Annotated in this window: 13 protein-coding genes; 5 read left to right on the forward strand and 8 right to left on the reverse strand. The window is 72.5% G+C overall.

Features of this window, described 5'->3' with window-relative positions; genetic code table 11:
* Window positions 1-61 precede the first annotated feature (61 nt).
* Window positions 62-541 carry an Rv3235 family protein gene (locus ACZ4VF_RS29190; RefSeq protein WP_467929689.1) on the reverse strand — a complete coding sequence of 160 codons (480 nt, stop codon included), beginning with the start codon at window positions 539-541 and terminating at the stop codon, window positions 62-64.
* 338 nt (window positions 542-879) lie between these two features.
* On the opposite strand from ACZ4VF_RS29190, the gene ACZ4VF_RS29195 reads away from it, so the two are divergent.
* Both ACZ4VF_RS29195 and ACZ4VF_RS29200 read left to right on the forward strand, forming a co-directional pair.
* Window positions 880-1,392: a DUF6912 family protein gene (locus ACZ4VF_RS29195; RefSeq protein ID WP_467929690.1), complete on the forward strand. Its 513-nt coding sequence runs from the start codon at window positions 880-882 to the stop codon at window positions 1,390-1,392.
* Window positions 1,393-1,450: 58 nt separating this feature from the next.
* Window positions 1,451-2,128 (forward strand): HAD family hydrolase, encoded by a 678-nt coding sequence (locus ACZ4VF_RS29200; RefSeq protein WP_467929692.1) that lies wholly within the window; start codon window positions 1,451-1,453, stop codon window positions 2,126-2,128.
* 495 nt (window positions 2,129-2,623) lie between these two features.
* Here the strand turns inward: ACZ4VF_RS29200 and ACZ4VF_RS29205 are convergent, their stop codons facing one another.
* A complete protein-coding gene (locus tag ACZ4VF_RS29205; RefSeq protein ID WP_467929694.1) occupies window positions 2,624-3,190 on the reverse strand; it encodes a DJ-1/PfpI family protein in 567 nt (188 codons plus the stop codon).
* 582 nt (window positions 3,191-3,772) lie between these two features.
* On the opposite strand from ACZ4VF_RS29205, the gene ACZ4VF_RS29210 reads away from it, so the two are divergent.
* A complete protein-coding gene (locus tag ACZ4VF_RS29210; RefSeq protein ID WP_467929695.1) occupies window positions 3,773-8,725 on the forward strand; it encodes an NAD-glutamate dehydrogenase in 4,953 nt (1,650 codons plus the stop codon).
* A gap of 179 nt (window positions 8,726-8,904) precedes the next feature.
* Window positions 8,905-10,308, forward strand: coding sequence for a hypothetical protein (locus tag ACZ4VF_RS29215; RefSeq protein ID WP_467930056.1), 1,404 nt, complete (start codon window positions 8,905-8,907; stop codon window positions 10,306-10,308).
* 27 nt (window positions 10,309-10,335) lie between these two features.
* On the opposite strand, the gene ACZ4VF_RS29220 is transcribed toward ACZ4VF_RS29215, so the two are convergent.
* The 4 genes from ACZ4VF_RS29220 to ACZ4VF_RS29235 form a co-directional block, all read right to left on the reverse strand.
* Entirely contained in the window at window positions 10,336-12,000 is a 1,665-nt protein-coding gene (locus tag ACZ4VF_RS29220; RefSeq protein WP_467929697.1) for a glycosyltransferase family 2 protein, read from the reverse strand.
* The gene (locus ACZ4VF_RS29225) at window positions 11,997-14,210 is read right to left on the reverse strand and encodes a CDP-glycerol glycerophosphotransferase family protein (RefSeq protein WP_467929698.1); all 2,214 of its coding nucleotides are present in this window, start codon (window positions 14,208-14,210) and stop codon (window positions 11,997-11,999) included. Before ACZ4VF_RS29225 ends, ACZ4VF_RS29220 begins: the two co-directional genes overlap by 4 nt.
* Window positions 14,211-14,312: 102 nt before the next feature.
* Window positions 14,313-15,212 (reverse strand): ABC transporter ATP-binding protein, encoded by a 900-nt coding sequence (locus tag ACZ4VF_RS29230; protein ID WP_467929699.1) that lies wholly within the window; start codon window positions 15,210-15,212, stop codon window positions 14,313-14,315.
* Window positions 15,205-16,119 (reverse strand): ABC transporter permease, encoded by a 915-nt coding sequence (locus ACZ4VF_RS29235; RefSeq protein ID WP_467929701.1) that lies wholly within the window; start codon window positions 16,117-16,119, stop codon window positions 15,205-15,207. The genes ACZ4VF_RS29230 and ACZ4VF_RS29235 overlap by 8 nt, the downstream gene beginning before the upstream one ends.
* 204 nt (window positions 16,120-16,323) lie before the next feature.
* Between ACZ4VF_RS29235 and ACZ4VF_RS29240 the strand changes: the two genes are divergently transcribed.
* Window positions 16,324-16,962, forward strand: a complete 639-nt coding sequence (locus ACZ4VF_RS29240; RefSeq protein ID WP_467929702.1) for a TetR/AcrR family transcriptional regulator — start codon at window positions 16,324-16,326, stop codon at window positions 16,960-16,962.
* Between the two features lie 33 nt (window positions 16,963-16,995).
* On the opposite strand, the gene galE is transcribed toward ACZ4VF_RS29240, so the two are convergent.
* Both galE and ACZ4VF_RS29250 read right to left on the reverse strand, forming a co-directional pair.
* Complete coding sequence (gene galE / locus ACZ4VF_RS29245; RefSeq protein ID WP_467929703.1) at window positions 16,996-17,976, reverse strand: UDP-glucose 4-epimerase GalE; 981 nt, start codon at window positions 17,974-17,976, stop codon at window positions 16,996-16,998.
* A 39-nt stretch (window positions 17,977-18,015) separates the two neighbouring features.
* Entirely contained in the window at window positions 18,016-19,596 is a 1,581-nt protein-coding gene (locus ACZ4VF_RS29250) for a glycosyltransferase family 2 protein (RefSeq protein WP_467929704.1), read from the reverse strand.
* Window positions 19,597-19,701: the final 105 nt, after the last annotated feature.

Raw genomic sequence — 19,701 nt, forward strand, 5'->3', positions numbered from 1 at the left:
GGCGCCCTACGGCGCCGACGGCCGGGCCGGCGCCCTACGGCGCCGACGGCCGGGCCGGCCGCTATGGCGTGCCCGTTTCCACCGCTGTGCAGCGCCAGCGGAGGTCCTTGCCGCGTTCCAGGCGGAAGGCCATCGCGCGGAGCCGGCCGCCGGCGGCGATGCGGGCGAAGACCTCCAGGGCGCCGTCGCTGGGCACGTAGTAGCCGATGTCGTGGACGACGGGCAGGGGGCCCCGGGTGCGCAGGGGGCTGTGCTCGGCCAGGCGGGCCAGTTCGTCGTAGGCGCGGCCCGCGGTGTACCGGAGCATCCAGTGGACGGGGCGCTGGCCGCTCAGGACGGCCAGCAGACGCTCGGCGAAGACGTCGGTGGGCCGTGGCTGCCCCGCGGCCGCCCTGGGCGGCCTGGGCGCCGTCTCGGCCCGTGCGGCCGCCGGACGGCTGGGTGTGCGGGGCGGGCTCCCGCCGGGCCGGCGGGAGTCGCGGCGGGTCGGCGGGCGGTGCCGCGGCCGGGGCTGGGCGGTACGGCTCATGACCTTGTTCATGGGGGTCCCCGTTCGGCGGGGCCCGGGGATACCGGGCGGTAACAACGCTGGTGGGGGATCTTGTACGGGGGTGCTGGAGGGGCCGGCAAGGAGACGGGGACGGGTGGGAGGGGGGCCGGGAGGTTCACCTATCCGAGTGACACGGGGAACCCGGAACCCCGTGGGCACGCGGCGGCGGAGGGTGAAACCCCGGAGCGCAGTGGACGCCTCCACGGGGGCGGGCAGGCGCCCGAAAGGGGACGGGCGCACGTATCCTGAAGGCCCTTCGGGAGACGCGCCAGCGGCCCTCCCCAAGGCCCCAGCGGAGCCTTCACCAGGAACAGGAAAGAGCGGCCAGCATGCGCGTCTACGTCCCCCTGACCCTCCCCGCTCTCGCCGAGGCGCACAAGACGGGGGAGCTGGGGAGCGGTCCCCTCGTCGCGTACGCCGTCACGCCCGGGCTCCGCGAGTGGTACCTCTCCGAGGACATCGAGGAGCTGGAGTACGCGGCGCTCAGCCGGGCCGCGCTGGCCTCGCTGCGGCTGCTGGCCGCGGACCCGGCGGCGGCACGGCGCCGGGTCGTGGTCGCCGTGGACGTGTCCGACGGCGCCGTGAGCGCCGGCCCCGGCCGCGGTCCCGGACCGTCCGCCCTGGGCGAGGTCACCGTGACGGTGGCGGTGCCGCTCGCGAAGGCGGCCTCGGTGCACGTCGACGCCGAGGACGCGGAGCCGGACGTCGCCGCGGCGGCGGACGCTCTGGAGGCGGCGGACGGCGGGGACGACGACGCGCAGTTCGTCGTGGACGAGGCGGAGGACCACGAGCTGCTGTGGTTCGCCACGCAGGAGATCCCCAACCTGGTCGGGCAGGGCTGAGCTGCACCGATGCCGGGTGACGCCGTGACTGTCAGTGGCGGCGGGTACGGTCTTGGACATGGGGATGCACGGAAGCGCGCACATCGTCTGGGACTGGAACGGGACGCTGTTCCACGACAATGACGCGATCATCGGAGCGACGAACGCGGCCTTCGCCGAGCTGGGTCTCGCGCCGATCACGCTGGAGCAGTACCGGTCGCTGTACTGCGTACCGGTGCCGAAGTTCTACGAGCGGCTGCTCGGCCGGCTGCCGACCGACGCCGAGTGGGAGCTGATGGACGGGGTCTTCCACCGGCACTACGCCGAGCACCGGGTGCGGTGCTCGCTGACCGCGGGTGTCGAGGAGCTGCTCGCCGGGTGGCGGTCGGACGGGCACAGCCAGTCGCTGCTGAGCATGTACGGGCACGAGGAACTGGTGCCGCTGGTGCGGGGGTTCGGGATCGAGGCGCACTTCATACGGGTGGACGGGCGGACGGGGCCGTCAGGCGGCAGCAAGGCCGAGCACATGGTGCGGCACCTGGAGGCGGTGACGGCGCTGACGGGGGTGGCGGCGCCGGAGCGGACCGTGGTGATCGGGGACGCGGCGGACGACGCGGTCGCCGCGCGGTACGTGGGGGCGCGGGCCGTGCTGTACAGCGGGGGGTCGCACAGCCGGGAGAGCCTGGAGGGAGTGGGGGTTCCGGTGGTGGACACGTTGGCCGAGGCGGTGGCGGAGGCGCGGCGGATAGCGGCGTAGTCGAAAGCGAGGGGCCGAGCGAGCGGCCCGGAGGGTGGCGGCGCGGCCGGAGGCGGGGGGATCGCTCGACGTCCCGCGCCGGGGCACCCCCAGGGGCGTGGGGAACTGCGCGGGCGACCGCGTCGGCCCGGCACCCGGTGTCGCACCGAGTGCACGAGGGACCAGCCCCGGTGTCGCACCGCGTGCACGACGGTCCGGCACCCGGCGACGCACCGCGCGCACGTCGGCCCGGAACCCGGTGTCGCACCGTGTGCACGACGGTCCGGCATCCGGCGACGCACCCCGTGCACGACGGCCCAGCCCCGGCGACGCACCGCGCGCACGACGGTCCGGCATCCGGCGACGCACCCTATGCACGACGGTCCGGCACCCGGTGTCGCACCGCGCGCACGACGGCCGGCACCCGGCGACGCACCGCGCGCACGACGGCCGGCACCCGGCGACGCACCCCGTGCACGGCGGAGCGCCCCGGCCCCCGCTTCCTGCCCCGCTCCCTCAGTTCACCGGTGCCTTCGTCCGCAGGACGTTCAGGAACTCCCGCATCCACGCCGGATGGTCCGGCCACGCGCGGGAGGAGACCAGCGTCCCGTCGACGACCGCCTCGGTGTCCTGGAAGCCCGCTCCGGCGGCCTGCATGTCCGGCTCCAGCGCGGGGTACGCCGTGACGCGGCGGCCCCGGAGGGAGTCGATCGCGGCGGTGAGCAGCGGGCCGTGACAGATCTGGGCGACCGGCTTGTCCGCGTCGAAGAAGGCCTTGAGGATCTTGCGGAGTTCGGCGTCGTTGCGCAGGTACTCGGGGGCCCGGCCGCCGGGGATGACGAGGGCCGCGTAGTCCCCGGGGTCGACCTCGGAGAAGGCCAGGTCGGCGGGCCAGGTGTAGCCGGGCTTCTCGGTGTAGGTGTCGTAGCCGGGTTCGAAGTCGTGGACGACGAAACGGAGGGTCTTGCGGGTGGGGGCGGCGATGTGGACCTCGTACCCTTCCTCCAGCAGCCGCTGGTAGGGGTAGAGCACCTCCAGGGACTCCGCTGCGTCGCCGGTGACGATGAGGATCTTCGTGGGCATGTCGGCTCCTCCGGTCGTACTCCGGGCTCTGCGGGGACGGGACTCAGGGCACCGTGCCCCCGCCGGGCGCGCTTGCCAAGAGGGCCCGGTCCTTTTCAGAGTGCGACCGGGGGCGTGGCGGCGCGACCGGTTACGCCACACACCCCCACCCCGCCGCTGTGCAGAACGTCAAACTTCACCCCCCGGTTTTGTACACATACGGCTCATGACGGGCCCCGGGTAAGTGGCGATAGCCTTGTGGCGTGATCAGCGCGATAGCTCGCGGGGGCGATCCTGCCCCTGCCCTGCGCCCGGGTTGCACGGAGCACCTCCGTGACCGGGCGGCGGTCGCTGGTCTTCGCGGGCGGGACGGGGGCGCGGACGCCCCCAGGACGCCGAGGACGCTCCGGGACACGGCGGTGCCGAGCGTGGCGTCGCAGTCGACGGGTGTGCCGAGAATGGCCGAATACCCCCCGCTCATCTCACCTCGCGGCATAGCGTCGGACCGGACCGGAAACCCCGGGCCGTGGCGTCGAGCCGGAGGGAAAGAGACCGTACTTCCTTCTACGTCACGCAACGGCGCGCGACAGGAGCCAGAGGACAATGCAGACCAAGCTGGACGAAGCCAAGGCCGAGCTGCTCGAACGGGCCGCCCGGGTAGCTGAGAACAGCCCGGTCGGGGGGCACCTACCGACCGGGACGACGAGCGAGGGCACCCCCGGCACCCCGGACAGCGAATCCCTGCTCGCGTTCCTCCAGCGTTACTACCTGCACACCGCCCCGGAAGACCTCGCCGACCGCGACCCGGTCGACGTCTTCGGCGCAGCGGTCTCGCACCACCGTCTCGCGGAGAACCGCCCGCAGGGCACCGCGAACGTCCGGGTGCACACCCCCACCGTGGAGGAGAACGGGTGGACGTGCAGCCACACCGTGGTGGAGGTCGTCACCGACGACATGCCCTTCCTCGTCGACTCGGTCACCAATGAGCTGACCCGGCAGGGACGCGGCATCCACGTCGTCATCCACCCGCAGTTCGTCGTCCGGCGCGACCTGACCGGCAAGCTGATCGAGGTGCTGCCGACCCAGTCCGCCGGGTTCACCGGCGACCTCCCGCACGACGCGCACGTCGAGTCCTGGATCCACGTCGAGATCGACCGGGAGACCGACCGCGCCGACCTCAAGCAGATCACCGCGGACCTGCTGCGCGTCCTGAACGACGTCCGCGAGGCCGTCGAGGACTGGGAGAAGATGCGGGACGCGGCGACCCGGATCGCCGACGGCCTGGAGAGCGAGCCCGTCCCCGGCGACCTGCCCGGGCCGGAGGTCGAGGAGGCCCGCGAGCTGCTGCACTGGCTGGCCGCGGACCACTTCACCTTCCTCGGCTACCGCGAGTACCAGCTGCGCGACGACGACACGCTCGCCGCCGTGCCCGGCACCGGTCTCGGCATACTGCGCTCGGACCCGCACCACGCCGAGGACGACCAGCACCCGGTCAGCCCCTCCTTCGAGCGGCTCCCGGCCGACGCCCGCGCCAAGGCCCGCGAGCACAAGCTGCTGGTGCTGACCAAGGCCAACAGCCGGGCCACCGTGCACCGGCCGTCGTACCTGGACTACATCGGCGTCAAGAAGTTCGACACGGACGGCAACGTCGTCGGTGAGCGCCGCTTCCTCGGCCTGTTCTCCTCCGCGGCCTACACCGAGTCGGTGCGCCGCGTGCCCGTCATCCGCCGCAAGGTGGACGAGGTGCTGGAGCGCGCCGGATTCTCGCCCAACAGCCACGACGGCCGCGACCTGCTCCAGATCCTGGAGACCTATCCGCGCGACGAGCTGTTCCAGACCCCGGCCGCCGAACTGCAGTCGATCGTCACCAGCGTGCTCTACCTGCAGGAGCGCCGCCGGCTGCGGCTGTACCTGCGCCAGGACGAGTACGGCCGCTACTACTCGGCCCTCGTCTACCTGCCGCGCGACCGCTACACGACCGGCGTCCGCCTGAGGATCATCGACATCCTGAAGGAGGAGCTGGGCGGCATCAGCGTCGACTTCACCGCCTGGAACACCGAGTCGATCCTGTCCCGGCTGCACTTCGTCGTCCGGGTCCCGCAGGGCACCGAGCTGCCCGAACTGTCGGACACAGACAAGGAGCGCATCGAGGCCCGCCTGGTCGAGGCGGCCCGCTCCTGGGCCGACGCGTTCGCCGAGGCGCTGACCGCCGAGTGCGGCGAGGAGCGCGCGGCGGAGATGCTGCGCCGCTACAGCCACGCCTTCCCGGAGGGCTACAAGGCCGACCACAGCCCGCGCGCGGCGGTCGCCGACCTGGTCCACATGGAGCAGCTCGGCGACGACAAGACGTTCTCGCTGAGCCTGTACGAGCCGGTGGGCGCCGCGCCCGACGAGCGCCGCTTCAAGATCTACCAGAAGGGCGGCTCGGTCTCCCTCTCCAAGGTGCTGCCGGTGCTGAGCCGGCTCGGCGTCGAGGTCACCGACGAGCGGCCGTACGAACTGCGCTGCACGGACCGCACCACCGCGTGGATCTACGACTTCGGTCTGCGGATGCCGAAGCTGTCCGGCGGCCACAACGGCGACCACCTGGGCGACGACGCCCGCGAGCGGTTCCAGGACGCGTTCGCCGCGACCTGGACCGGCAAGGCCGAGAACGACGGCTTCAACGCGCTCGTGCTGAGCGCCGGGCTGACCTGGCGGCAGGCGATGGTGCTGCGCGCCTACGCCAAGTACCTGCGGCAGGCCGGCTCGACCTTCTCGCAGGACTACATGGAGGACACCCTCCGCAACAACGTCCACACCACCCGGCTCCTCGTCTCCCTCTTCGAGGCACGGATGTCCCCGGACCGGCAGCGGGCCGGCCTGGAGATCACCGACGCCCTGCTGGAGGAGCTCGACGCGGCCCTGGAGCAGGTGGCCAGCCTGGACGAGGACCGCATCCTGCGCTCCTTCCTGACCGTCATCAAGGCGACCCTGCGCACCAACTTCTTCCAGGAGGCGCTCGGCGGACAGCCGCACGACTACGTCTCCATGAAGTTCGACCCGCAGGCCATCCCGGACCTGCCCGCGCCGCGCCCGGCGTACGAGATCTGGGTGTACTCGCCGCGCGTGGAGGGCGTGCACCTGCGCTTCGGCAAGGTCGCCCGCGGCGGTCTGCGCTGGTCCGACCGGCGTGAGGACTTCCGCACCGAGATCCTCGGCCTGGTCAAGGCGCAGATGGTGAAGAACACCGTCATCGTGCCGGTCGGCGCCAAGGGCGGCTTCGTCGCCAAGCAGCTGCCGGACCCGGGCGTGGACCGCGACGCGTGGCTGGCCGAGGGCATCGCCAGCTACAAGACGTTCATCTCGGCGCTGCTGGACATCACCGACAACATGGTGGCCGGCGAGGTCGTGCCGCCGCAGGACGTGGTCCGGCACGACGGTGACGACACCTACCTGGTGGTCGCCGCCGACAAGGGCACCGCGACCTTCTCGGACATCGCCAACGGCGTCGCCGACACCTACAACTTCTGGCTCGGTGACGCCTTCGCCTCCGGCGGCTCGGCCGGCTACGACCACAAGGGCATGGGCATCACCGCGCGCGGCGCCTGGGAGTCCGTGAAGCGGCACTTCCGCGAGCTGGGCGTGGACACGCAGAGCGAGGACTTCACGGTCGTCGGCATCGGTGACATGTCCGGTGACGTGTTCGGCAACGGCATGCTGCTCTCCGAGCACATCCGCCTGGTCGCCGCCTTCGACCACCGGCACATCTTCATCGACCCCACCCCGGACGCGGCCGTCGGCTACGCCGAGCGCCGCCGCCTGTTCGAGCTGCCCCGCTCCAGCTGGGCCGACTACAACACCGACCTGCTGTCGGCGGGCGGCGGGATCTTCCCGCGCACGGCCAAGTCGATCCCGCTCAACAGCCACATCCGCGAGGCCCTCGGCATCGAGGGCAAGGTCACCAAGATGACCCCGGCGGACCTGATGAAGACGATCCTCAAGGCGCCGGTCGACCTGCTGTGGAACGGCGGCATCGGCACGTACGTGAAGGCGTCGTCGGAGTCGAACGCCGACGTCGGCGACAAGGCCAACGACGCCATCCGCGTCGACGGCGCGGACCTCAGGGTCAAGGTCGTCGGCGAGGGCGGCAACCTGGGCCTGACCCAGCTCGGCCGGATCGAGTTCGCGCTGCACGGCGGCCGGATCAACACCGACGCGATCGACAACAGCGCCGGTGTGGACACCTCGGACCACGAGGTGAACATCAAGATCCTGCTGAACGGCCTGGTCGCGGACGGCGACATGACCGTCAAGCAGCGCAACAAGCTGCTCGCCGAGATGACCGACGAGGTCGGCGCGCTGGTCCTGCGCAACAACTACGCGCAGAACACCGCCCTGGCCAACGCCCTGTTCCAGGCCAACGACATGCTCCACGCCCAGCAGCGGTTCATCCGCCACCTGGTGCGCGAGGGCCACCTGGACCGGGCGCTGGAGTTCCTGCCCACCGACCGCCAGATCCGCGAGCGCCTCGCCGGGAGCCAGGGCCTGACCGGCCCGGAGACGGCCGTCGTCCTGGCGTACACGAAGATCACGGTGGCCGAGGAGCTGCTGCACACCTCGCTGCCGGACGACCCGTACCTGCGCGGCCTGCTGCACGCCTACTTCCCGACGGCCCTGCGCGAGCGGTTCGCCGAGGCGATCGACAACCACCCGCTGCGGCGTGAGATCACCACGACCGTGCTGGTCAACGACACGGTCAACACGGGTGGTACGACGTACCTGCACCGGCTGCGCGAGGAGACCGGGGCCTCCCTGGAGGAGATCGTCCGGGCCCAGACCGCGGCCCGCGCGATCTTCAGCTCGGCACCGGTGTGGGACGCGGTGGAGGCCCTGGACAACAGGGTCGACGCCGCCGTCCAGACCCGCATCCGCCTCCACTCGCGCCGGCTGGTCGAGCGCGGCACCCGCTGGCTGCTCAACAACCGGCCGCAGCCGCTGCAGCTCGCCGAGACGGTCGAGTTCTTCGCCGAGCGGGTCGAGCGGGTCTGGCAGGAGCTGCCGAAGCTGCTGCGCGGCGCGGACCTGGAGTGGTACCAGCACGTGTACGACGAGCTGTCCGAGGCCGGTGTCCCGGACGAAGTCGCCACGCGCGTGGCCGGCTTCTCCTCCGCCTTCCCGACGCTCGACATCGTGTCGGTGGCCGACCGCACGGGCAAGGAACCGCTGGACGTCGCCGAGATCTACTACGACCTCGCCGACCGGCTCAACATCACCCAGCTCATGGACCGCATCATCGAGCTGCCCCGCGCCGACCGCTGGCAGTCCATGGCCCGCGCCTCCATCCGCGAGGACCTGTACGCGGCGCACGCGGCGCTCACCGCGGACGTCCTGGCCGTCGGGAACGGCACCTCGACGCCCGAGCAGCGCTTCAAGGCCTGGGAGCAGAAGAACGCGGCGATCCTGAGCCGCGCCCGCACCACGCTGGACGAGATCCGCAGCTCCGACTCCTTCGACCTCGCCAACCTGTCGGTGGCGATGCGGACGATGCGGACGCTGCTGCGCACGCACTCGTAGGCGTACGACACGACAGGCGCCCCCGGCAGTACGCCGGGGGCGCCTGCTTTAGGGTCGACGGTGTGCACACCGCGCCGTCTGACACCGAACAGGTGAGCCCTGCGGCACCGCCGGGCGGTTCCGCGTCACGCGTCGGCCGGAAGCTGCCGCCGATCGCCGCCGCGCTCGTCGTGCTGCTCATGCTGGGGGTCGTCCTCCGCCTGCCCTGGGCGGGCGACCTCGGCATGCACGCGGCCACCGTCCAGCGCCTGAGCCACAACCTGCCGCACCCCGGCAACCCGCTGGTCGACGCCGACACGCCGAGCCCGTACTACTCGCCCTGGATGGTGCTGCTCGGCACCGTCGCCAAGGTGACGGGCCTGTCGGTCTTCGTGGTCCTGCGCCTGGCCGCACTCGCCGGGCTGGGCCTGCTGACGACCGGCGTACGGCGCTACGTCCGCACCCTGACCGACCACCGCTCCGCCCCCGCGCTGGCCTTCCTGGCCCTGCTGCTCCTGTGGGGCCCGGTGCTGTTCAACTGGAGCGGCTTCCTCGGGCTGAACTCCCTGGCGCTCACCGTCTCGTACCCGAGCGTGTTCGCGCTGGGTCTCGCCTTCCACTTCTGGGCCTGGCTGACGCGGACGGTCCGCGAGGGTGCCGGGGCGTGGAGGGCGTGCCTGGGCCTGGGGGCGATGTGGGCGCTGATCCTGCTGTGCCACCAGTTCACGGGTGTCGTGGCCTCGTTGGGCGGGCTGGCCATGGTGCTCGCGGCACGGCCGGCGCGCGCGGTGCTGCTGCGGCTCGGCGCCGGGCTGCTGCTGGGGCTGGGGGTGCTGTGGCTCTGGCCGTACTACGACTTCTTCGCGCTGTTCTCCGCCGGCGCGGATCTGGAGGCCATCCACCGGCCGCTCTACGACGACCTGGCCGGGAGGTTCGGGCTCGTCCTGCCCGGGGTGGTGGCGCTGGGGTTCCGCGGGCGCCGGGACCCTCGCGATCCGCTGGTCCTCTTCTTCCTCCTGGGCGCGCTGGTGTTCGCCGCGGGGGGTCTGACCGGCCACTACTCCTGGGGGCGTGCCCTGCCCGCCGTGCTCGTCCCGGCGCAGCTCGCGGCCGCGGTCGAGGTGGTGTCGGCGGGACGGGCCGTGGCGCGGAGGGTGCGGGCGTGCGTGCTGCTCGCCGCGCTGGCGGTGGGTGCGTGGACGCAGGCCGGGACGCTCGGGTACGTGGTGCCGCGGGACGCGCTGCCGGGGGTGGTCGCGGAGAAGTACCGGACGCCGTGGGTGGGGTACCAGTGGATCGTGCGGGCGGGGGTGCGGTACGGGGACGTGGTGATGGCTCGTACGTTTCCGGCCCGGCAGATCCCGGCGTACGGGGCGTACACCGTGGCGCCCGGGTATCCCGACGTGTTCCTTCCGGATGCGGGGCGCAGGGAGGCGGCGGTGGAGCGGTACTTCTCGGCCTCTGCGGGGGGTGCGGAGCGGCGGCGGATCCTGCGGGAGTACGGGGTGAAGTGGGTCGTCGGAGGTGCGTCGGCGAAGGCACCGTGGCTCCGGGAGGCCGCGGTGGGTCCGGGCGGCCAGATCCTGTACCGGGTGGTGCCCTGAGCCGCACGGCCGCCCGCGGCCGCGTCCTCACCTCAGCGCACTCGCCACCAGCCGTGCCGCGTTGCGTACCCGGGGCCGGGCGATCCGGCGGACCAGAGGCCGGGTGACGCGGGCCGTGACTCCCACCGGGGTCCAGCGCAGCTGGAGCCGGCCGGGATTGTGGCCCTCCGGCTCGACGGTGAGGTCGTGGGGGGCGGCGCCGGAGTGGTAGGGGACGCGGATCGTGCGGGTGGGGAAGTCCAGCGGGGCCAGGAGCAGGGCGGAGTTCGACAGGCCCTGCTGGTCCAGGCGGATCAGGGGGTGGCGTACCCCCGCGAAGCCGTGCAACGGGACCGGCGCGGAGGAGAGGTCGAGACGGACCGTGCCCTCGAAGACGCCGGGGCGGACCGGGTCCAGGCGGAAGGGGATCGTCATGCGGCGCCGGCCGGGGGTGAGGAGCAGGGACGCGCGCTGCGGGCCGACGGGCAGGCGCAGGCCCGGGTCGTACGTGCGGACCGTCAGGGTCAGGGCCGCGCCCGGTCCCGGGTCCAGGTGCACGATCTCGTGGCGGAACTGCGCCGTCGGGAACGGGCGCGTGTCCAGCTCCAGTTCGCTCACGTCCAGTTCGCGGCGGGCCCGGTCCGTGGACGGGACGGTGTCCCCCCAGTACGGGACGCCCGTCTCGTCCGCCGTCACCCGCCGCGGCGCCACCGCGTGCCCCAGACCGCGTGCCGCCAGCCGGGCCTCGGCCGTGCGGCCGTCCCTCAGCAGCTCCAGCACCACCCGTTCGGCGCGGGGCAGCCGGGCGTAGGCGTCGGGGGAGAGCGTGTCCAGGTAGGGATTCATGAGGTCCGCGAAGGACGCCAGCCACTCCTCGTCCCGGTACGGCAGGTCGCCCGCGTACATCCGGAAGTCGTGCTTGAGGAACTTGTAGTCCTTGTCCTCCCGCAGGGCCGCGTGTCCGCTGCTCACCAGGAAGTCGTCGATCAGCCGCTGCACGTGCACCCGGTCGCGCACGTTGGAGATCTTGTGCCGCTGGTTGGAGATGGAGGCGGAGGCCGCCGCGGCGAACGGCTCGATGTACCAGACGTACACCGGGTCCGGGATGATCGTGAACGCCTTCGCCAGGCAGTACGCCTGCGCCGAGAACAGCTGGTCCTCGTAGTGGATGCCCTCGGGGAAGCGCAGCTGGTGGCGGTCGAGGAAGGCGCGGGCGTACATCTTGCTGGTCGACAGGTGCTCGAAGAGGAGGCGGGGGTCCTGCTCGATGCCCTCGACCGTGCGGCGCTCGGCGACCAGGTGCGGCATCCACGTCGAGCGGCGGCCGTTGTCCACCCGGATCCGGCGGACCGCGCCCATGGTGAAGTCCACCTCGCGCTCCCGGTGCGCGGCGAGCAGCAGTTCCACGGCGCGCGGCGGGAGTTCGTCGTCGCTGTCGAGGAACATCAGGTACGGCGCCCGGGCGATCTCGACGGCCCGGTTGCGCGGGGCGCTGCACCCGCCGCTGTTCTCCGGCAGGCGGATGTAGCGGATCCGGTGGTCCTGGGCGGCGAGTCGCCGGGCCACCGCGGGGGTGTCGTCCGTCGAGTGGTCGTCGCTGATGACGATCTCGATGTTCGTGTGCGTCTGGGCGCGCAGCGAGGCGACCGCGCGGGGCAGGCGGGCCGCGTCGTTGAAGACGATGACCGTGACCGTGACGTCGGGGGTGGTCATGCGGTGGCCTCCTCGGGCGTCGGGGCGGGGGTGCGGTCCTCGAGGGGGAGCACCGGTGGCAGCGCCTCCTCCGGTTCGCCGAGGAACACCCGGCGTACGACCCGTTCGGCGGCGCGTCCGTCGTCGTACTCGCAGAACCGGCGCCGGAACGCGGCCCGTGCCTTGGCCGCGCTGTCGTCGCGCCAGGCCCCCGAGACGAAGATCTCGGCGAGTTCCTCCTGGGTGCGGGCGACGTGGCCGGGGTGTTCGGCCGTCAGGTCGAAGTAGACACCGCGGGTGGTGCGGTACGTCTCCCAGTCGTCGGCGTAGACGACGATCGGGCGGTCCAGGTTGGCGTAGTCGAACATGATCGAGGAGTAGTCCGTGACCAGCGCGTCGGCCGCCAGGCAGAGTTCCTCGACGGGGTCGTAGGAGGAGACGTCGATGATCCGGCCGGAGCGGCGCAGGCCGGTCAGCGGGGAGGCGGCGCCGCCGTAGAAGTAGTGGGCGCGGACGAGGAGGACGGTGTTCTCGCCGAGGCGGTCGGCGAGGGCGGCGAGGTCGAGGCGCGGGGTGAAGCCGGCCTCGTAGTCGCGGTGGGTGGGGGCGTACAGGACGGCGGTCCTGCCGGGGGCGATGCCGAGGCGCTCGCGGGCGGCGCGGACGTCGGCGGCGGTGGCCGTGTAGAAGACGTCGTTGCGCGGATAGCCGTAGTCCAGCGAGGTGTAGCGGGACGGGTAGGCGCGCTCCCACATGCGGGTGGAGTGGCTGTTGGCGCTGACGCTGTAGTCCCACTTGTCGACCCGGGCCAGCAGGGCGGCGAAGTCCAGGCCCTTGGCGGCGGCCGGGTGGTCCATCTGGTCCATGCCCATGCGTTTGAGCGGGGTGCCGTGGTGGGTCTGGAGGTGGACGGAGCCCGGGCGTTTGACCACGGCGTTCGGGAAGTTGACGTTGTTCGTCAGGTACGTGGCGGTGGCCAGGGTCTCCCAGTAACGGCGGGTGCCGGGGACGACGTGGTCGGTGCCGGGCGGCAGCAGGGCCGCGTTCTCCTTGTTCACCACCCACACCGGGTGGATGTGCGGGGCGAGTTCGGCGAGCTTCGCGGCGATCGCGGCCGGGTTGCAGGCGACCCCGCGGTCCCAGTAGGCGGCGAACACGGCGAGGTTCGGGTCCAGGGGGCGGCCGAGGGCGCGCTGGTACTGGTGGTCGCGGACCTTTGCGCCCAGGCGCCGTTTGCGGGTCCGTACGGCCTTGCGGGCGGCGCGGCGGGTGCGGTTGGCCGCCTGGAACGCGCGGTACTTGGTGTAGGCGCCCTCCTCCAGCAGGGCGTGCCGGACGCCCTCCAGGCCCGCCGGGCGCCGGTGGCCCTCCGGGCGCCAGCGGACCGCGGCGAGGGAGGCGCGGCGGAAGAACTCGCGGGCCACCGGGTCGGGCATGTCCTCGCGGGCGAAGGTGCGCACCAGGTCGCGCACCATGAGGTCGTACAGCACCGTGCGGGGGGCGCGGCGGTCCCGGGTGAGCGGGAGCAGGGACTCGTAGCGGTCGACGAGCGCGAGCCGGTCCCCGGGGGTGCGCGGCGGGAGGCTCTCGGGGCGCAGCACACGGTGGTCGTACGCCGTCTGGTTCAGGCAGGCGACGCGCTCGGCGTGCAGCAGGGCCGTGTGGGCGGCGCGCGGCTCGTCGTCGGTGTTCAGCTGCTCCTCGTGGGCCCGCCAGAAGTCGGCGCGCAGGGCGCGGTTGCCGAGCAGCGGGGTGAGCCGCAGCAGGTCGGCGGCCTCGTGCAGGGGCAGGGCGGCGCGGCCGACGGCGGCGAGGTGGCGGCCGTCGCGGGAGGGCCGGGCGGCGGTCTGCCAGGTGGTGGTGACGTGGTCGAAGAGGAGGACGTCAACGGGGCCGGGGCCGGAGGAACCGGTGTCGAGTTCGGCGGTGCGCTCGGCGATCAGGCGGGGCGCGCCGGCCGGCAGGCCGTCCTTGGCGTGGACGAAGTGCAGCCAGCGGCCGCGGGCGCGGGCGGCGCCGGCCGCCCGTGCCTCCGGGTCACCCGTGCCGTCGGGCAGCGGTACGACGATCGTCTCGGGGGCGTGGCCCTCGGCCGTCTCCCGGGCCCAGTCGCCGACCGCGGCGACGATCACCTCGGCGTCGGCGAGCGGATGGGCCTCCAGGGAGTCCAGCAGCTCGGTCAGATGCCCCTGTGCGTTCGGCCCGTAGACGATCACACTCAGCTGGGGCATCGCAGTGGACTCCTTCGGATCGCGGTCTCCGGGCGCACCCTTCATAACATACTGTCATTAAGCGGATGAAAGGGATAACTGCGCTGGGCGTACGGGGTGGACTCAGGAAGGTAGAGCGACTTTCCGCGCGTCCGGTTGCGGTGTGCCCGAATTTGTGGCCTCCGCTTTCGCTTTCGTGGCATCCGGCTTCGGCGCGGGCTTCTTCGGGGCGGGTTTCTTGTCGCCGGTGAAGGCCTCGTACTCCTTCATGACGTCTTCGGTCGGCCCGTCCATGCGCAGTTCTCCGCGCTCCAGCCACAGGACCCGCTCGCAGGTGTCGCGGATGGACTTGTTGTTGTGGCTGACCAGGAAGACCGTGCCCGCGTGCTGACGCAGTTCGCGGATGCGGGCCTCGGAGCGCTTCTGGAAGGAGCGGTCGCCGGTGGCCAGCGCCTCGTCGATGAGCAGGACGTCGTGGTCCTTGGCGGCGGCGATGGAGAAGCGGAGCCGGGCGGCCATGCCGGAGGAGTAGGTGCGCATCGGAAGGGTGATGAAGTCGCCCTTCTCGTTGATCCCGGAGAAGTCGACGATGTCCTGGTAGCGCTCCTTGATCTGCTCCCGGGGCATGCCCATGGCGAGGCCGCCGAGGAAGACGTTCCGCTCGCCCGTCAGGTCGTTCATCAGGGCCGCGTTCACGCCCAGCAGGGACGGCTGGCCGTCGGTGTAGATGTGTCCGCTCTCCACGGGGAGCAGACCCGCGACCGCCTTCAGCAGGGTCGACTTGCCCGAACCGTTGGTCCCGATGAGTCCGATCGCCTCACCCTTGTAGGCGACGAACGACACCTTCCGCACCGCGTGCACCCGGCGTACGCCGGACGCCTGCTCGGTCTGCCTGCGGCGCAGGATGCGGTTGAGGGCGGCGGTGGCGGAGCCGCGGCCCGCGCCGGTGCCGTTGACCCGGTAGACGATGTCGACGCGGTCGGCGACGACGGTGGGGACCTTGTCGTTCACGTTCTCAGCCACGGCCGTACGTCTCCTCAGCCTTCCAGAAGTAGATGAAGCCGCCGATGCCGGCGAGCAGGGCCCAGCCGGTGGCCGCCGCCCACACGTGCGGAGGCAGGGACTTGGCGTGGAAGCTGTCGATCAGCGCGAACCGCATGAGGTCGATGTAGACGGCGGCCGGGTTCAGCTCCAGCAGGACGGTGACGATGTGCGGCAGGTCGTCCTTCCTGGCCAGCTTGTCGATGCTCCACATCACGCCGGACACGTACATCCAGGTGCGCAGCAGGAACGGCATCAGCTGGGCGATGTCCGGGGTCTTGGCGCCCAGCCGGGCCACGATCATCGACACGCCGGCGTTGAACGTGAACTGCAGCACGAGCGCCGGGAGCGCCAGCACCCAGGACGCGGCGACCGGAACGCCGAAGCAGAGCAGGATGACGACCAGGGCGGCCATCGAGAACAGCAGCTGCTGGAGCTGCTGGAGCGCGAAGGAGATCGGCAGGGCGGCCCGCGGGAAGTGCAGGGCGCGGACCAGGCCGAGGTTGCCGGAGATGGCCCGGGTGCCGGCCATGATCGAGCTCTGCGTGAACGTCCAGATGAACACGCCCGTGACCAGGAACGGCACGTAGTCGGGCACGTTGTGCTTGGTGCCGAGCAGCACGCCGAAGATGAAGTAGTAGACCGCCGCGTTCAGCAGCGGGGTCATGACCTGCCAGACCTGGCCGAGCTTCGCCTGGCTGTACTGCGCGGTGAGCTTGGCGGTGGCGAAGGCGCTGATGAAGTGGCGGCGGGCCCACAGCCGGCGGACGTACTCCGACAGGGAGGGGCGGGCCCCGCTGACCGACAGGCCGTGCCGGGCGGCCAGCGCCGCGAGGTCGTCGTCGGCCGGCGCCTGGGTGGAGGGCGGTGTGTGGAGGACCTGGCTCACATCCGCTGCTTTCGCTCGGGGGGAGGGGGTGCTGCGTCCGACTTTCGCCGGGATCGTCGGGTTCGCGGCCGTCGCCCGGCGTTTCCTTACGCTTCTCTTCACGTTCTCTTACGTCGGGACGGGACCGTATCGTCGCAACGTGAGCGTAGGGGCAATCGACGTCGGAACGCAACCGTTTCGTCGTCACGCCCTATGCTGTGCGGTATGACGACGAACGCCGCCGGGTCCGCCGACGAGCCGTCCGTGCGCGCGCCCCGCAGGGCACCCGCCGGGGCGGCCGTGCTCCGGGAGGACGTGACCGAGGCCATCCGGGCGGCCGTCTTCGAGGAACTGGCCTCCGTCGGCTACGCCCGCATGTCCATCGAGGGGATCGCCCGGCGGGCCGGGGTCGGCAAGACGGCGGTGTACCGGCGGTGGCGTTCGAAGCTGCACCTGGTGCTGGACGTGGTGTCGGCGCTCGCGGTGACCGGGTTCCCGGTGCCGGACACGGGCTCCCTGGAGGGCGACCTGCGCCTGCTGTACGAGGTCACCTCCCGCGCCCTGCGCCACCCCGTCGCGTCCCAGATCATCCCCGACCTCCAGGCCGAGGCGGCCCGCAACCCCGACCTCGCGGACGCCTTCCAGAAGGCCCTGCGGGACGGTCAGGAGGGGGTGGCCAGCCGGATCGTGGCGGCGGCGGAGGAGCGCGGCGAACTCCCCGCGGGGCTCGATCCCGAACTGGCCCTGGACCTGATCTCCGGCCCGCTGTACTGGCGCTCGGTGGTCATCCGGTCCCCGAAGCTGCCCAAGGGCTACCTGGAGAAGCTGGCGCGGGCCACGGCGGGGGCGCTCAAGGCGTTGTGAGGGCCCCCGCGTGCGCCCCCGCCCGCGGACTTCCTACGACCGTGCCGCCTCCGGGTGGACCCGCACCCAGCCCTCCCACGCCGACGCGACCATGTCCTGGACGTCGTACTTGGCGTGCCAGCCCAGTTCCGTGGCGATGCGGGCGGGCGAGGCGACCACGCGGGCGGGGTCGCCGGGGCGGCGCGGGGCGACGGCCGGGGGGCGGTCGTGGCCGGTGACCGCGTTGACGCGGTCGATCATCTCGCGTACCGACACGCCCTCCCCGCGGCCGATGTTGAAGGTCAGGCCGGCACCCGGCGCGGAGCGCAGCGCGCGGGCGACGGTCACGTGGGCCTCGGCCAGGTCGACGACGTGGATGTAGTCGCGGACGCACGTGCCGTCGGGCGTCGGGTAGTCGTCGCCGAAGATGCGCGGTGCCGTGCCCTCGGTGAGCCGCTCGAACACCATCGGGATCAGGTTGGACACGCCGGTGTCGGCGAGCTCGGGACCGGCCGCGCCCGCCACGTTGAAGTAGCGCAGCGCCGCCGTGGCCATGCCGGTCGCCCGGCCCGCGGCCCGCACGAGCCATTCGCCGGCCAGCTTGGTCTCGCCGTAGGGGGACAGCGGCCGGCAGGGGGTCTCCTCGGTCACCAGGTCCACGTCGGGCATGCCGTAGACGGCCGCGGAGGAGGAGAACAGGAAGGACGGGATCTGCGCCGCCGTCACCGCTTCCAGCAGGACGCGCAGGCCCTCGACGTTCTCCCGGTAGTAGTGCAGCGGGCGCTCCACCGACTCGCCCACCTGCTTCTTCGCCGCCAGGTGGACGACGCCGGTGATCTCGTGCTCGGCGAGGGCGCGGGCCAGCCGGTCCGCGTCCAGGACCGAGCCGCGCACCAGCGGGACCTCGGCCGGCACGCGCGCGGCGACCCCCGTGGACAGGTCGTCGTAGACGACCGTGCGCTCGCCCGCCCCGGTCATCGCCCGTACGACGTGCGCCCCGATGTATCCGGCGCCGCCGGTGATCAGCCAGGTCATTGCGGCCATCCCTTCGTCAGCTCGTCGCTCGGCCCGTGTTCAGCGCAGCAGGCGGCGGAGCCGGCTGCGGACCACCCGCAGCACCCCGCCCAGACCGGTCGCCACCCGCAGGGCGAGTGCGCCGGAGTGCGTGGCGTACGGCTGGACCAGGAGCACGCCGTGCACGGCGCTCGGGACGGCGCGCCGGCGCAGCCGACCGGCGCCCGTGAGGGCGTGCGCCGCCATCTCGCGCTGCGTGCCGTCCGCGAAGCGCAGGGTCAGCCGCAGGTCCCAGGTGCCCGAGCCGAGCCGCGCCAGGTCCACGGGAACCTCGGCCGACCAGGTGTCCGCGCCGGAGGGCGTGAGCGCCGCCGTCGTGCGTCCGCGCGGGCGCCCGTCCTCGCGCGCCTGCCACTCCAGCTCCGCCTCGCGCGGGTCCGCCTCGGCAACCCGGCCGTACAGCTCGTGCAGACGCAGGCGCAGCACCGACGTCCGCGCGCGGGGATGCAGTTCCGCGTCCACCGCCAGCGGGAGCGTGGGGACGGGACGGGCGAGGAGGGGGGCCAGGGAGACCTGGGGCAGGTCGGGGGACCAGACCGGGGTCCCGTCGGACGCGCGGGCGTACGGCGGGAGCAGGCGCGCCGGGCGGGACGCGAGTTCCCGCAGGCGGGGCAGGTCGCGCGGCTCGGGCGACTCCAGCACGACCCGCCCGATCAGGCGGCCGGGGGCGGCGGGGTTCAGCTCCCAGTCGGCCGCGTCGTAGCGCGCGAGGTGCTCCTGGGTACGCGCCCACCACGCACGCCGGTAGTGCGCGTCGCGCAATCCCAGTTCGCGCACGTACATCCGCACCTCGTGGTCGAGGAACTTGGCGCGCGCCCCCCGCGCCAGCTCCTTCTGCCCGGCGCCCAGCAGGATGTCGTACGCCAGTGCGCACGCCTCGACACGCGCCGTCCAGTTGTCGACGTGCCCCCGGTCCAGCGAGAGCGACAGCCGCTCGGCCGACCGGCGCACCTGCCACACGTACACCCGGTCCGGTACGAGCGCGACGCGCGGGCCGGTGGCCAGCACGCGCGCGGTGAAGACGATGTCCTCGTAGAGGAAGCGGCCCTCGGGGAAACGGATGCCGTGGTCGCGCAGGAAGTCGGTGCGGTACAGCTTGTTGACGCACAGCGTGTCGTGGACCAGGCGGGGGCGCTGGGCGGGCCGGTCCAGGACGGTGTGCTCCGCGTACAGGGGCGCCTGCCAGGGCTGTTCACGCCCCGAGGGCAGTTCCCGGCGCACGCACAGACCGCTCGCCACCTCGGCGCGCGCCGCTTCGGCCGCCGTCAGCAGGGCGTCCACCGCGCCGGGAGGCAGCACGTCGTCGCTGTCCAGGAACATCACGTACGGGGCGGTCACCGCGTCGATGCCGGTGTTGCGCGGACTGCCGCAGCCACCGCTGTTCACGTTCCGGCGCACCACGCGCAGCCGCGGTTCGCCGGCGGCCAGCCGGGCGAGCAGCGCCTCGCTGCCGTCGGTGGAGCAGTCGTCGACGGCGATCACCTCGGCGACCGACGCCCCCTGCGCCAGCGCCGAACGCACCGCGTCGCCCACGTGGGCACGGTCGTTGTAGCCGATCACGACGACGGCGACCCGGGGCACCGGTGTCGGTGCCGGTTCCGCGTGCGGCTCTGGCGGTTCTGACGGTACTGACGGTTGCGGAGGCATGGGGTCCATGGGCCGGGAGCGTACGAATATTCGGTAATA

Source organism: Streptomyces sp. NPDC029151 (assembly GCF_055564315.1).

What these genes read in the sequence shown, in the direction of transcription:
- ACZ4VF_RS29220 (WP_467929697.1), bottom strand. Translation starts at nt 12,000, where the DNA reads ATGACCACCCCCGACGTCACGGTCACGGTCATCGTCTTCAACGACGCG.
- ACZ4VF_RS29225 (WP_467929698.1), bottom strand. Translation starts at nt 14,210, where the DNA reads ATGCCCCAGCTGAGTGTGATCGTCTACGGGCCGAACGCACAGGGGCAT.
- ACZ4VF_RS29215 (WP_467930056.1), top strand. Translation starts at nt 8,905, where the DNA reads ATGCTGGGGGTCGTCCTCCGCCTGCCCTGGGCGGGCGACCTCGGCATG.
- ACZ4VF_RS29200 (WP_467929692.1), top strand. Translation starts at nt 1,451, where the DNA reads ATGGGGATGCACGGAAGCGCGCACATCGTCTGGGACTGGAACGGGACG.
- ACZ4VF_RS29240 (WP_467929702.1), top strand. Translation starts at nt 16,324, where the DNA reads ATGACGACGAACGCCGCCGGGTCCGCCGACGAGCCGTCCGTGCGCGCG.
- ACZ4VF_RS29210 (WP_467929695.1), top strand. Translation starts at nt 3,773, where the DNA reads ATGCAGACCAAGCTGGACGAAGCCAAGGCCGAGCTGCTCGAACGGGCC.
- ACZ4VF_RS29195 (WP_467929690.1), top strand. Translation starts at nt 880, where the DNA reads ATGCGCGTCTACGTCCCCCTGACCCTCCCCGCTCTCGCCGAGGCGCAC.
- ACZ4VF_RS29190 (WP_467929689.1), bottom strand. Translation starts at nt 541, where the DNA reads ATGAACAAGGTCATGAGCCGTACCGCCCAGCCCCGGCCGCGGCACCGC.
- ACZ4VF_RS29205 (WP_467929694.1), bottom strand. Translation starts at nt 3,190, where the DNA reads ATGCCCACGAAGATCCTCATCGTCACCGGCGACGCAGCGGAGTCCCTG.
- galE (WP_467929703.1), bottom strand. Translation starts at nt 17,976, where the DNA reads ATGACCTGGCTGATCACCGGCGGCGCCGGATACATCGGGGCGCACGTC.